We start from the raw sequence: 13,185 nt of genomic DNA on the forward strand, positions 1-13,185 counted from the left end.
CTACTTTTCTACTTCATTATCAGTTTCGGTTTTCTTTGATGGAGCTCGTTTAGGCTTTGGTGCTTCCACTTCTTCAAAATCTTCAGTACGTAAAAGACGGGCACCGTGTTCCTCAGTGACCGCCCATGTAATATCTGTTTTTAAGTTTTTAACTAACACGAATTATCCCTCCTTATTGTGGACGTTTAGCTGATAATACTGCTAGTGCTTCTGGACGTGTCACTTTGGCACCGTATAAATGTAGACCCTTGACTGCATCAGCAAAACGTTTTTCCATACGATAACCTTCCACTTGTGCTGCTTGTTCTGCATACGTCCAAGCCATATTATGTCCTGCGATCACCTTTGAATTTCCTTCTACTCCAGCTCCTGCTTCAATTGTCGGTGCATTATTAGATTTCAAAAGTAAGAAGCCAGCTGCACGACCTACTACACCGTTAATTAAACGGTCATCTGCTGGTAATGCACCAGAAGCTACAAAACGGTCATCTTTTAATAACAATCCTTCATACCATGGTGGCAGCACAGCAAAGCGTCCTTCTACTGGAATGTCGGATTCATCCAGTTTAGTTGATAAATCTACTAAAGCTTCATAAGCAGTGGTTTTATCAACATCAGCAGGTGCTGCATCAGTACCGATTGTATTTACAGCGTGTACATAGTGCGACGCAATAAATCGATCTGACACATTAGCTAACGCATAAGCAGCTTCACGCATTGCAGCGTCCATCAATTTCGGATTTTGTTGGATTTTATCTAAATCATCAATTTGGAAATTAAAGAATTTAGATTGGTCAATCACTAAGCTTCGAGTGTGGTCTGAAAGTTCTTCAGGATCCGTCATATCTGAGTTACGAGTGTAATCACCAACAGATACTGCACCAATGCCGTTAATTTTCACAGTATCGCCATAAGCCTTGATTTCACCTTCATAATCACGATTAATAACACCTGCTTGACCAAATACTAAAGACTTCTGTAAGTTGTGTAATAGTCGAGCTGACCAGATTGTTGGAATAAAGTTTGTTGTTGCCATATTAATATTTCCTCCTTACCGCTAGTGCGGTATTATAGTAATTTGTTTTTAACGATTTCATCCCAGTTGGCATTGATTTCATCTGTTGTCATTTTCAACACAGCTTCTTTTGTCAATGCTGTAGGATTACCGCCTTTTGGTGGTGGTGGCGTTCCACCGTCTTTGAAGCGTTTGTCTACTTCTACTTGTACAGCAGCATTAAACTCAGCTTCAAGAATGCCAAGATTTGCAGTTGTCTTTTCAGCATCGTCGTCTACAAAGAACTCTACCAATTTACTCGGCAAGCTCTTTGCAGTAGCTGTAGACAGCGCTTGATTAAATAGCTTTTCATGTGCAGCTTCTTTTTGAGATTGCTCAAATTGCGCCTTTAAATCACGTAACTGCTTTGCTTCCTCAGTTTCAGGTGGATAGCGCTTGGAAATCTCCTCTTCTAATTTCTTTGGAAGAGTTTTAGTTTCATACGTTTTAATGGCATCTGTTACGCGAGTATCAGCAAATGATTGTAGCCATTTCTTACCATCTTCATTGTCATTTAGAAATGTTTGTACTGATTCTAGATTCAACGTAGCCCCTTGAACGTTTCCTCCTGGTGCTGGCTCCGGTGTAGGTTTAGGCGTTGGCTCTGGATTAGGATTTCCTTCTCCTGCAAGCATTTGAATATCTAAAGGTATTAAAGTTTTTAAGTTGAATGGATTTTGATTCATAATTTCCTCCTTGCCCAATTTAGTTACTCAAATGAATCCCTAAATTGTTCATAAGTGTATTTGATCCCGTTCTTTATAGCGTCTGCGAGATGAAAGACAAAATAAAAAGCCACTCAAAATGAATGGCTTGATTCACAAACTTAGTATTAACTTCTCGTACTAAAGATCTTCACTTATATCTCCAACTATTTGTTAGTGGCACCATGATTTATTATAATAGCTCTAAATCCTGGTATTCTTTCATGTAAGGACCATCCTCTGCAACATATGAATGATACAATGCCTTTACTGCGAAATTTTTCTCTAAACCCATTTCAGATTTTAGCTTTTTTAATTCATCATGCAACGCTCGATGTTCATTGATAAGCTTCAGCATAATTGATTTATTATATTTCATAACATCCGTCCTTTTTCATGTCAAAGCTCGCATTATTTGTTGAAGCTATATTACACCATTATCACTCGTTATCGCAAGATCATCCTTTGTTGTCATCATCCTTTCTCTCCGTATTCCTCAAGCCAATCCTCGAATGTGATGTAAGGTACAGTTCGTTTTGGCGGCTTAATTTCATCTTGGGCCTGTTTCAATGATTGAAGATACGTTTTATTAGGTAACAGCTCATCGATGCGCTCAGCAAGCTTTATTTGATACTGCGGATCCTGATAATCATATACCCTGCTAAACATTGGATTTTTGCCTCCAAACAAAAGTAATATCTTACAACGACAACCATAATTCATACTTGGATCCTTCCAGGTTTTTGGGCGCTTAGCTTTATCTCCTGCATAATGGAAATATCCTTCCTCATCTGCGAATTGGCTATCGAGTATCCGATGAGCATGCCTTACTTGCATGTCACGCATAGAAATCCACATCTTTTCTACACCGTCAATCTTACCTTTGAGTGCGTCATATATTTTTTCCTGGACATAATTAATTGCGGTATTAAACATCTCCAGTAGCCGTTTGAGCCCGTTGTTTTTGGCTGATTCAGTACGCTTTTTTACTTGCTTAGAAATATCTATGAAGTCTGTTTCTGCTTTTAGATGATCCTGAGTATCAATAAAGATACTGTAAACATAATCATCTTTGTGCTTTTTAAATCGGAGCAAAGTTTCATACTCTGTCGCTTTTAAAAACTCTGTACGTAGTCGTTTGCGATTCTTTAATAACCAGTAGATGATTGCTACTGCAGCACTTGTACCAGTTGCTGTGCTTGTGATATTCAGTAAATTATTTTCCTCGTTGCTGAGGTACATATAAACCAGGTACGTATACAATAAGTACGTCTTGTCAAACGTCTCTTCTTGCATCTCCTCTGATTCTTCTAATAGCCTCTGATACTCCCTTGTAGAGACGGCATCTAATAACTTCTTTAGCGCTTCCAGCCTGCCGTATTTACGATATTCTGATAGGTTGTTTCCATACTTCTCATAAGCCTCTTGCAATGCTTTGACTATACGATTTTGTAGACGAGAGTATTGCTTTTCGAATTTCTCTTTGTATCGCTCATAGATTTTTTGTAAACGTTCGAAGATTTTTAGTTGGTCCATATAATCACCACTTATTCATCATCGTTATCAATTTCATCTTTATTACGCTCCAAGCCTTTTAATTCACCTTGGAACTGTTCTTTTTCTTTCTGCATTTCTTCAATCTCGAAGTCCACATCATCGACAATTGACATCTTGGAAAGACGGGTACGCTCTGAAACTTGACCTTGCAACGCTTGTGACGCTTGAGCTTCAGACAGTAAATCAATAGGAATGTTTCGTTTGTACTCATACCACAGCTTCAAATAATCCTCTTTCGCACAAATGCCCTTCTTTGCCCAGGCACTACACAACACCTTAAATTGATAGCGTAAAGCTGTCGTAAACTTTCTCTCCATTGTTTTACACTTGTTCTCTAAAGCCATAATCTTAAACTTCATAGCCACGCCACTCGCATTCCCTGCAAACGATTCATCGCTAAAGTTCACACTCTTAGCCAAACGCATGATATTCTCTTCTAGACGATTCAAATGGTTCTCAATCATCTGGTCATTGACTTCTTTGGTTAGATATTTAATGTCATCATCTTCACCCATTAACTCAAAAATGCCTGTTCGAGCAACTTTTTGAGCATCTTCTTCATCCATCCCCATACCTTTAAGCACTAGATATGCTAGACGCCACTGTTCAATCTCATTGGATGCATCTGATAGCGTTCGATCATAAGCATCGATTAACTTATATACTTTGTCAGCGTCACCCTGAAGCTCCTCATTATTTGGAATGCCGAATAATGGACAGTAGTCAAATAAATGTTGCCGTTCATTCTTTAGAGAAAATGGTGAATCTTTATCAGCACGTGTATATACCCTTTCTGTTGCCGCATCATATAACACCAGCTGCTCTATTTCTACTTTCTCTCCCTCAGCATCTAATTCTGCGACCTTGAAATACCGAAGTGCATACTTTGGCTCACTAACATCCCCCGTTTCGGAGAGGATGATTGTTTCCCAAGGATCAATAACCATAGCTCTTTCATTTCCATCGGTATCGATGTAAAGCAGCCGTGCTGAGTATCCACAAATAGCCGTTTTCTTTCCTGATTCGCTATCAAGATCATCAATGGAATTTCGCAAATTAAAAAGCTCAATCGCCTCTGATAGTTTAGCTAGGCTTTGAGCTTGCTTGTCTACTACGTATGAAATTGGATTACCAAACATATAACCAACCTTTGTATCCACTATTTCTGCATCGAGTGGATTGTTTAGAGCGTTGTTTACCTTATCATCCACGCGCTGTACATGCTCATTACCTTGTGCGTAGTCTGCAGGTTTCCGTGTTAAAATCGGTACTGCTGACACTTCTGTTTTATATCGATTATAGTTGAGTAATCGTTTGTTTCGTTCAGCTTTGGTTTCTTCTACTAGCTTATCGAGTAGCAGAGATGTAACCCCTTTCTCATCGATATAAGCAATGTATTCGTTCACTATGCCACCTCCTTAACGGTTCTTCCCTGTGATGATTTCTTTATAATAATGCGTATAAATTGCATAACGTAACGAATCCAAAACATCATCCCACAATTTCACTGGCTCCCCAGTACCAGGATTCCACACGTATTGAAAAATTTCATCTCCAAAACGCTTCACTCTATCGTGTACAACAAACAACTTTTCCAGTTTGAAACGTCTCGCTACTTCTTCAATACCTGCAACAACTGCCTTTTTTGCATTGAATGCTCGTATTTTTTCGCGTTTGAAACGTGCGATATGTTCTGGTCGAGCTGTATCACAATAAAAATTAATATTGCCGTAACGTACTTTAATATCTTTTGCTATCTTTACCCAATCATCAATCTCATAATATTGATGAGCATGCTCCTCACACAAATACACATCACCTTGGTCATCTTCAGCTAACACAACAATAGATCCGAAGTGCTCATATCCCCAGTCAACGCCAGCAAAATATTTCACAATATTCTTTTTGGCGAATTCTTGTGAGGAAACATAATGTACCTTCTCTTTAAAATCTTTATATACAATACCTTCTGCAGCTACCCATCGACCATGAATATCTCGATCTGTAAACATACCTGAAGGTGTACTTGCCACAATAGACTCAATGTATTCTTCATCCAATTCGTCATTATCAAATAAAGAAAAATGGAAGACACGAATGTTCAAACGACCACTTTCTAAAGTTTGACCATCTTTGTCAATATAGTCTTTCTTGATACTGTGTGCTGGATTCTCTGGGTTTGTATCGATTAATACTCTAGCTCCTGGGTAAGAACAACGTGAAATAACTTCTTTTACAAATGTGTCATGTAATGCGGTTCCTTCATTGACGAAAGCCCCTGCTGCTGTAAATCCACGTGCCTTTTTCCATGAATCTGCTTTTGCCCCATCAAACACGTATACCTTATTTCCAAAAATCGTAACAGCATTAGCCTTATTGAGTTTTAATTCTTTGCCCAATATCATTTCCATATCATCTAATACGTTGCGTCGTATACTCGCCTGCGTAGCACCACCGATGATAAAAGATAGCCCTTGTCCTTCATACTTTGCAATGTGCATTAAAAAAAGCAAGATAAACACAAATGTTTTTCCTGCTCGTTTAGCGCCACTAGCGACTATGATTTTAGGTTTTTCTTTAACGAACGAATCCATAACGGCTTGTTGTTTTTTCGTTAGTTCAGCCACTACTCTTCACCCGCCATGCGACGTAACATTTTCGCAATTTCTGATTCTTGCTTATTACTGTCAGGGTTATTAAGTTTACTAATTTCGGCTTTTGTCTTGTTAATACTCATTCGAGCCTGTTCAGCCTGCAGTTGCTTCAACTCGTTTTCGTTAAGTAAATCCGTATACTTCGCAAGGAACGCAAGTGCTGCCATTTTATCAGCGAGTTTAACCTTGAACATCCCATCTTTACCCTTTGATAGTTCGGTAATGAGTGTTCCGTCAATCTCTTCTGAATGATGCATCGAGAATTTTGTGTAAGTGTATGGTACAACTTCTGTTTTCTCAGACTTCTTTGAGCCATCTGGATTATATTCAACTGATGTTTCTATTGATTCTGACTCGACCTGTGTGAAATCAATGAAGTCGGTTATGTCCGCAAAGGCTATGGATTTGTACTTTTGCAATACATCCATTTTGTCTAAATCCTCTTGTTCTAAGCGCTCCTTTTTCAACTCAGCTATTTTAGCTTTTATCTTGGGATTTCTTGTGAACCTAGAGCCCTCCGACATAGCAGTAGCATAACTTGACTTATAAGCTTTTTTATATGCACTTGTAGCGTTTAATGAGCGAACGTAATACATACAAAAAAGCCGTTGTTTATCAGTTAATCCGTCATCACCTTCTGAGTCAAAGGCGGTAACTTCTTCTGATTCAACGACTTCTTTTTCTTCGGATGCATCCTCTTTTAGAGTTGCAACCTTCTTAGTTTTGGTTGCATCCTTTTCAGTTGCATCCCTAGTCCACGGATTACCTTTTTTAGTATCTCGGCTCTTTTGGCTCTTTACAGTACCTAAAGGAATATCATATTTCTCAGCTAGCTTAGCCAATGTTATTTTAGTTGTTTTGTATTCATGTTTTATTTCATCCCAATTAACCATATCTCATAAACACCACCTCCAACATTTGTTTTAGACAAAAGAAAAAGCACCCCAATAAGGATGCTTAAACTCTCTATATTCTTCTTTAATACTTTTTAACTTGAAACCATACAATCTTATCTTTAATGATGTAATCTTCTATATAATTATAAGGTGGCTCTGGAGACTTTTGCGTAAACACATAGAAGCTCTCAGATCCTGAAGCAAACCAATCACGAAAATTGTTTAGCTCACTACTTGTTAAGTTATATTCTTTGATTTGATTATTTACTAAATGTAAAACCAGTGTAGCATTACTATTCTCAATTATAGGTAATATCACTTCATTTGAATTTTCACTTTCAGCTCCATTAACTACAGTTGTTACTACATAATAATACTTTTTTCCTTTTTCGATATCATTGTCTAAATATGAATTTGTTTTAACATTACTTGCAATTACATCGTAAGGACCGCCAGCATTTAAGGAACGTTTTACATTATATCCCTTTGCTCCTTCGATTGAATTCCAAGTTAAGGCATGACCTTCACCTTTTACCTCACCATTAAGAATTGGAGATTCTATATCCAAAGGAATTAAATAACCTTCTGAGTCTATATCTATTGCGTCTAATGATATAATTTTACCATCATTATTTATTATTTTCACAGTGTGATAATCATCAGTTAAATCAATCTTTTCAAATGAAAGTGCTTGAGGAATACCGCCTATTGTTAAGGTATGTTGATTATAGTAATAAGATACACCGTCTATTTGAATTTCTATATTTTTAGATTTATTATGGTACCAATCACTTATAATGCGCATTTTCGTACCTTTAAATTTAAAAGAAACATAATCACCAACCTCTAAGGTGAAATTGACAGAACCATTAAAATAACCTGCTAACTTATCTACTCTCCAATCAGTTCCACTATAAATTATTGCATTATCTGTATCGTCATACCTTTTCCAACCTATCTCAGGTTCTTTTAATTGTTCTCCAATAGTAGCTGCTTTAACTTCATTCGAATCAAATATGAATAATGATAAACCAAATAAAAGTAATGTAAAAAATGAGACTACAAAATTCTTCTTCATTCAAATTCCCCCAATAAATTAAAAGATTATGTACAGTTTTTTATATTTAGTAATTTTATCCCATCACCTCCCACCCAATAATAACCCAACAAATGAAATATATGTAATAACTTTTTGCTCTCAAAACCACACCAAACTCCGCCCTATCGGTTATTAGTGCATGCCAGCCTTTTTCGATATCTAATGTTCCTGAGATACTTACTCGCCCGTAAACTAATCCATTATTATTTGTTTTGGCTGTTTGATGCAGTTTTCAAAGCACATTAAAAGCCACGCTCATAGAACGTGACCTGAAATATTATTTATTAGCATCCATATACTCATCTATAATTCTTATTGCCTCAACTACAATATCTGCACCAAGGGCTAGATGACTTCCAACACCTATTATTTCATCAATACTATTCATTTCTGGTAAATGGTCCAAACTATTAAAAAAGTGCGATAGTTCTTTTAAAATTTCCTCAACCTTTTCTGCTTGATTCATTTTATCATCCCCCTTTACTCTACTTCGATTTCTTGAATGCGTGTTGTTTCGTATTTTGCTTTTTCTTCTTCGGCTTTTTCTTTTGTGCTATAGCAGCCTACTATTACTTCATGAAATGGGAAACCACTTACTAATTTGTATACTAAATAAACAGTATCTATTTTTTAGCCATTGTCCACACCTCCTCTCTACCTAATCATAGATTAAAAGGAAATGTTTGTTATGGTTTTTTCATAATAAAAAGCCACACCTTGTCAGATGTGACCTCTCACTGATTGTATTTAACATACAATTTAACCTTTTTATCAAAAAAGTTATTAACTTTACATTTTAGGAAATATTTAGTATTGTAATATTTAGTAAGATTTACATAAAAATCCTACTAAATAAATCAAAAGGAGATGTAAAAATGACGAATACTAGAGCAATTGATGTACTAGAAGACGTAACAGCTACAACCTTGGGTGGAGTATACAAAGGTTCTTTTGAAGTAGATAATAAACGGAATGTGAGAATGAATATTAAAAACAAAGGAAATATATCTATTATTTTCCAGCTTGATGATGCAAAAAATGGTCCTACAATAGTTACAGAAACAATAAAACCGAATAGTGAGAAAGAAATTACTAAACCTTTAGCTGGTGGTAAATATTCTTACAACATTGATGCTCAAGGTGATGTAGTTAAGTTCGAATTTAGAGCAGTAGGGTTAGATTATATAACCAATTCTACCCCCCCTGCTCAAAATGAAAAATAAATTCTATTTTTAATAAAGAATGTCCTATAGTTACTGAGGCTGTCTTCAAAAGTCATTTTAAATTACTTTTGAGAAAAGCCTCTTTTTTTGTGTGTAGTTCTTAATTTCCCAATAGTAATCTACCTTTTCAATACTTGATTCTCCTCATCTTAGTTCCTCCGCAATCAAAGATAATTGCATAATAAAAAGCACCTCATAATGAGATGCCTTAAATTAACTATTTTGTCCTTTAACTAACAATCCACTTATACCCATCATTCAAACTGTTAGTCAATGCCTGATGAACTTCTGCAGTACTAGTAGCCGTATCTTTTACCTCGATTACAGAGACCGTTTGTTTCTTTCCTGTTCTATACTGTATCTCCACTTTGAAGTTTTTCGTATTAGGTAATTGTTTAGAATCTAAATGAAAATTAGCTGATGTATAAATACTATCTGCAGTTCTTCTAATATCATTTATATTATTGATTTTTTCTATGATGTCTTCTTGTATTTCTTTTCTTAATTCTTTGTTTGTTTGTCCCATGTTGCGTCCTTGTTCACCTTTTGTACAAGTCATGAGTCTCCCTCTCTTCATCATTAATTTTTAATTTAACAATTACTTACAGGGAAAATTATACAGGGAAAAACTTACTCTTACAAAAGAAAATTATCGACAATTTTATACAAAATTACACTATATATTACAGCATAATCAAATATATACTTCCTAAATTTACTCATAATAAAAAGCCACACTTGGTTAGATGTGGCAGTCAAAGGATCTCCAAGCAAAGTAGTCTTGTCTTTATCCTTTTTACTTCATACGTTGCTTAGTATCAACTTCTTTAGTAGCTAAATTCATAACAACCTTTAAATTAAATATAAATCCTAAAGTGATGTGAACCATAAAATACGACCATAATACAATCCCTACACCATTTATAATTATATTATCTACTGGTCCTACTATAGCTATAGCTAAATTGATTACCATAAAATAGACACAATACGCAATCTGCTTCTTTAATTCTTCATACAAATAATCATGTAGATTAGAAAAGTACTTTTTCAATCTTTCCATAACTGGACTAGCTTTTAACGTAACTAATAAAGTTAAAAAAACTCCATCAACTGTTAAAATACCTACAGCATATGTTACAACACTACCTGTATTTTCACGTATATTTGACATAAAACCAAAGTAATACAGAGTGATAGGCAATACAGAAACCATAAGATTAGTCCAAAAAGTTTTTCTTTCCCAAAAAGCCCAAAACCATTTGCTCATGTTCTCAAAAAATCTGCCTATCAAAATTAACACCTCCAGTTTAATTACTTAATTTTATTAATCAAGTGGTCGATTTATTGCTGCAATTCTGCCTCTTGGTACTGTATATTTCTCCATAAAAGCTTGATGGATATACTCGTGTCCAATTCCTTTTCTTTCTTCAACATCTAATGAAATTGTATTTGACAAAGTTGGTGCTGCTAAATTTACTAACTCCAAAGCTGCTTCTTCGTCTTCCCGTGCGGTAATCTCAACTTTTGGTCTAGATTTTTCATCCATTTTATGGAAACCATTAATTATTTCTTGTACAGTTTCATGGTCAAGGCTTTCACTTTTAGGAGCATGACCTAACGAAATAGTTACCTCAAAATTTATACCTTGAGCTCGTCCAATAACCTCGGATATTTCAGTTATAATACCCTGTTGAGCAAGTGCATCAGCCATGGCATCTGTACCTTTAACTGTTATTTTTCTAAAGATTGCAGCGTTTTTAATTGTATTAGCTCTTTTAATATCTAAAATTGGTTGCAATTCGATTCGTAAAGGCGTTCTATCAGTATTATTTTGAGAATTGTTATACATCTTTCTTAATTCCGTTAGATACTTTTCAATTTGTTTTAAGTTCAAACTATATTTATTTGATTGGACTGCTACTGTACAAAAAGTTGGATCAAATACTATAGTAACAAATTCACCTATATATTCATCGTCTTTCAGCTTTAAATCCTCTTTTGGTAATCCGAATTTTTTTACTGCAGGTATATTGACTGTACGTAATTTACTTAATTGAAAAGAGTAAACTTTTGCTTTTGAATCGAAAAGTAAGGTCTCTCTTTCAAATTCAGCTTTATATTCGCCAACATCTATGACACCATTCATCTGATTTCGCTTGATTGACAAATAATCCAATAAATCTGTCATGTCCCAAGCTGAGCCTATATTTCTATTAGCCATACCTGCTGGCATAGTTTCTGGCACTAGGTTAATTGAAAAATAATTAAATCTAACATACTTTTTTACCATGTAAATCCCCCTAAATTATCGACAATTTTATACAAAATTATACTAGATAATCCAAGTGAAAATAAAGGAAATGCAACATACGAACTTACGTTCTTATTTTAACACAACTTTATTTTTAAGTAAACTGAAAAAAAGCACCGATCAAGGGGAGATCAGTGCTTTTCATAAATTGTCGATACTAACATATTAACACGGCTATATTGCCCCCGTGTTGCTTAATTTTTGCTCTACTTGTCAACCCCGTAAATACCAAACAGCAACACAGATAATCTTTCTGCTACACTATCAAGAACCTTATACACACTACGCTCGTGCATGTAGTAGAACTCAGCCAGCTTTTGGATAGTCCAGCCCTCCATGTATCGCTTTTTCAAGACATTAAAGTCCCGTTCATTCTTTTCTTGCCTATACATGAATTCAAGCGTTTCAAGTGCTTTGTCTATATACTGAACCATGGCTACTGTACGTTTAGTCGTTACTTTAATGGAATTGATAATCTCTTCCCCATCTCCAAATGTAATTGTAGCCATAACGTTTTTATCTTCTGTCGTTAATTTAGAGGCTGCTTCTTGTCCTCTGGTTTTATCTGTATACAACTTGAACTCCTGATAATGTCTCAGCAGCAACTTTGTATTGTGCAGACGTTTATCTTTTTCCTTTTGAAGCTCGTCTTCCTTCTGGGCGTTAAACACTTCAATAGCTTTTAAGGTTGCTATTTGTGTTACTTCTTCGATTAATTTTTGCTTCACATGCATCACTTCACTTTCTTTTTTTCGTTTCAGCATACACATCTTCTAGCCATGAAAAAAGCATCACCATTTGTTTTTGTACTAATTTATTGTTATTGTACTTGTTCGCTATTTCCCCCATGGACCTTGAAACCCAATTCCAAAATTCGGTACTATCCATGTCATGCTGCACAGCTACCTGATTCACTTGCATGATCCACTCTGCTACTTCCGCATAAAAAGATTTATAGTTCATCAAATCTCCTCGATTCGAATATAAATGCCAGGGATAGATGCCCAAAAGTGTTCAACTATCAAACTAGCAATCTGTGCATCCCCTTTCTCAAAGTACCCCAAATCCTCCATGCAATCTTCAAGTAATTTATTCGAGTTTCCATTATCCGGTTTAGTATCTTTATATTGCCCGTCTATTTTGCCCCTTACCAACGGGAAACACCATTTTGCTGTTAATCTTAATGGTCCTTTGAATTTCCTCTTCGGCACATGTTGCCCCAAATAAGCCATTAACTTAGCACGCGCTGCCTTTAACTCTGCCGGCTCATAAAATACTGGCTTACCATTTTGAATCGTTACTTGCTTTTGTTGATGCGTTGTAGTTGGCGGCACCATGGACATGAAAAATTCAGTCACCATTGTACTCAACCCCTGTCCACACCCCTGTTGCAGCATTGTACTCAACATCATCTGAATTTTTAATATTGTTCCACAGATAATTCAAAATCTCTGGTTGCTCAATCAGCCAGTTGATAACTTCACTTTTTTTCATCTCAAACTTCTCACCTGGTAACGTGTGAAATGAAGGTGGTAGTTTTCTAGCTACCTCTAAATTTTTACTTCTCTTTTTGTATGGCATTTAATTCCATCCCCCTCTTTTATTTTTGAAATTTTGCATTGTCGTAAAATGAGAAAAATGGTGTGGCGGGCTGTGCTTAAGCCCACCACTTTTTTTCTCTACG

18 protein-coding genes are annotated in these 13,185 nt (G+C 35.8%); 1 reads left to right on the forward strand and 17 read right to left on the reverse strand.

The genetic code is table 11. The annotated features are described in order from the left end of the window. From AC3WOM_RS03555 to AC3WOM_RS03600, 10 genes are all read right to left on the reverse strand, one after another. Positions 1 to 159: a DUF7302 family protein gene (locus tag AC3WOM_RS03555; RefSeq protein ID WP_492445010.1), complete on the reverse strand. Its 159-nt coding sequence runs from the start codon at positions 157 to 159 to the stop codon at positions 1 to 3. Between the two features lie 13 nt (positions 160 to 172). After that, positions 173 to 1,036: a phage major capsid protein gene (locus tag AC3WOM_RS03560; protein WP_492445011.1), complete on the reverse strand. Its 864-nt coding sequence runs from the start codon at positions 1,034 to 1,036 to the stop codon at positions 173 to 175. A gap of 32 nt (positions 1,037 to 1,068) precedes the next feature. Next, positions 1,069 to 1,740: a DUF4355 domain-containing protein gene (locus AC3WOM_RS03565; RefSeq protein WP_492445013.1), complete on the reverse strand. Its 672-nt coding sequence runs from the start codon at positions 1,738 to 1,740 to the stop codon at positions 1,069 to 1,071. Positions 1,741 to 1,951: 211 nt separating this feature from the next. Beyond that, positions 1,952 to 2,137: a hypothetical protein gene (locus AC3WOM_RS03570; RefSeq protein ID WP_492445015.1), complete on the reverse strand. Its 186-nt coding sequence runs from the start codon at positions 2,135 to 2,137 to the stop codon at positions 1,952 to 1,954. Positions 2,138 to 2,232: 95 nt separating this feature from the next. Beyond that, the gene (locus tag AC3WOM_RS03575; RefSeq protein WP_492445017.1) at positions 2,233 to 3,294 is read right to left on the reverse strand and encodes a putative phage head morphogenesis protein; all 1,062 of its coding nucleotides are present in this window, start codon (positions 3,292 to 3,294) and stop codon (positions 2,233 to 2,235) included. Positions 3,295 to 3,305: 11 nt separating this feature from the next. Further along, entirely contained in the window at positions 3,306 to 4,721 is a 1,416-nt protein-coding gene (locus AC3WOM_RS03580) for a phage portal protein (RefSeq protein WP_492445018.1), read from the reverse strand. 12 nt (positions 4,722 to 4,733) lie between these two features. Further along, positions 4,734 to 5,909: a PBSX family phage terminase large subunit gene (locus AC3WOM_RS03585; RefSeq protein WP_492445091.1), complete on the reverse strand. Its 1,176-nt coding sequence runs from the start codon at positions 5,907 to 5,909 to the stop codon at positions 4,734 to 4,736. A 32-nt stretch (positions 5,910 to 5,941) separates the two neighbouring features. Beyond that, positions 5,942 to 6,862, reverse strand: coding sequence for a terminase small subunit (locus AC3WOM_RS03590; protein WP_492445020.1), 921 nt, complete (start codon positions 6,860 to 6,862; stop codon positions 5,942 to 5,944). Positions 6,863 to 6,947: 85 nt separating this feature from the next. After that, positions 6,948 to 7,943, reverse strand: a complete 996-nt coding sequence (locus AC3WOM_RS03595; RefSeq protein WP_492445022.1) for a hypothetical protein — start codon at positions 7,941 to 7,943, stop codon at positions 6,948 to 6,950. Between the two features lie 298 nt (positions 7,944 to 8,241). Beyond that, complete coding sequence (locus AC3WOM_RS03600; protein ID WP_492445023.1) at positions 8,242 to 8,430, reverse strand: hypothetical protein; 189 nt, start codon at positions 8,428 to 8,430, stop codon at positions 8,242 to 8,244. A 409-nt stretch (positions 8,431 to 8,839) separates the two neighbouring features. Between AC3WOM_RS03600 and AC3WOM_RS03605 the strand changes: the two genes are divergently transcribed. After that, a complete protein-coding gene (locus tag AC3WOM_RS03605; RefSeq protein WP_492445025.1) occupies positions 8,840 to 9,187 on the forward strand; it encodes a hypothetical protein in 348 nt (115 codons plus the stop codon). A gap of 229 nt (positions 9,188 to 9,416) precedes the next feature. Here AC3WOM_RS03605 and AC3WOM_RS03610 read toward each other — a convergent pair whose 3' ends face one another. From AC3WOM_RS03610 to AC3WOM_RS03640, 7 genes are all read right to left on the reverse strand, one after another. Continuing rightward, entirely contained in the window at positions 9,417 to 9,746 is a 330-nt protein-coding gene (locus tag AC3WOM_RS03610) for a hypothetical protein (RefSeq protein WP_492445027.1), read from the reverse strand. Between the two features lie 237 nt (positions 9,747 to 9,983). Then, positions 9,984 to 10,481 carry a hypothetical protein gene (locus AC3WOM_RS03615; RefSeq protein WP_492445029.1) on the reverse strand — a complete coding sequence of 166 codons (498 nt, stop codon included), beginning with the start codon at positions 10,479 to 10,481 and terminating at the stop codon, positions 9,984 to 9,986. 33 nt (positions 10,482 to 10,514) lie between these two features. Continuing rightward, the gene (locus AC3WOM_RS03620; protein WP_492445030.1) at positions 10,515 to 11,480 is read right to left on the reverse strand and encodes a DUF6731 family protein; all 966 of its coding nucleotides are present in this window, start codon (positions 11,478 to 11,480) and stop codon (positions 10,515 to 10,517) included. A gap of 227 nt (positions 11,481 to 11,707) precedes the next feature. After that, positions 11,708 to 12,265 carry a hypothetical protein gene (locus tag AC3WOM_RS03625; protein WP_492445031.1) on the reverse strand — a complete coding sequence of 186 codons (558 nt, stop codon included), beginning with the start codon at positions 12,263 to 12,265 and terminating at the stop codon, positions 11,708 to 11,710. After that, on the reverse strand, positions 12,240 to 12,464 hold the full coding sequence (locus AC3WOM_RS03630; protein ID WP_492445032.1) for a hypothetical protein: 225 nt from the start codon (positions 12,462 to 12,464) through the stop codon (positions 12,240 to 12,242). The genes AC3WOM_RS03625 and AC3WOM_RS03630 overlap by 26 nt, the downstream gene beginning before the upstream one ends. Next, on the reverse strand, positions 12,464 to 12,862 hold the full coding sequence (locus AC3WOM_RS03635; RefSeq protein ID WP_492445034.1) for a RusA family crossover junction endodeoxyribonuclease: 399 nt from the start codon (positions 12,860 to 12,862) through the stop codon (positions 12,464 to 12,466). Before AC3WOM_RS03635 ends, AC3WOM_RS03630 begins: the two co-directional genes overlap by 1 nt. After that, the gene (locus tag AC3WOM_RS03640; RefSeq protein ID WP_492445036.1) at positions 12,852 to 13,082 is read right to left on the reverse strand and encodes a hypothetical protein; all 231 of its coding nucleotides are present in this window, start codon (positions 13,080 to 13,082) and stop codon (positions 12,852 to 12,854) included. Before AC3WOM_RS03640 ends, AC3WOM_RS03635 begins: the two co-directional genes overlap by 11 nt. Positions 13,083 to 13,185: the final 103 nt, after the last annotated feature.

It is taken from the genome of Lysinibacillus sp. FW301-JW8, from assembly GCF_058788755.1.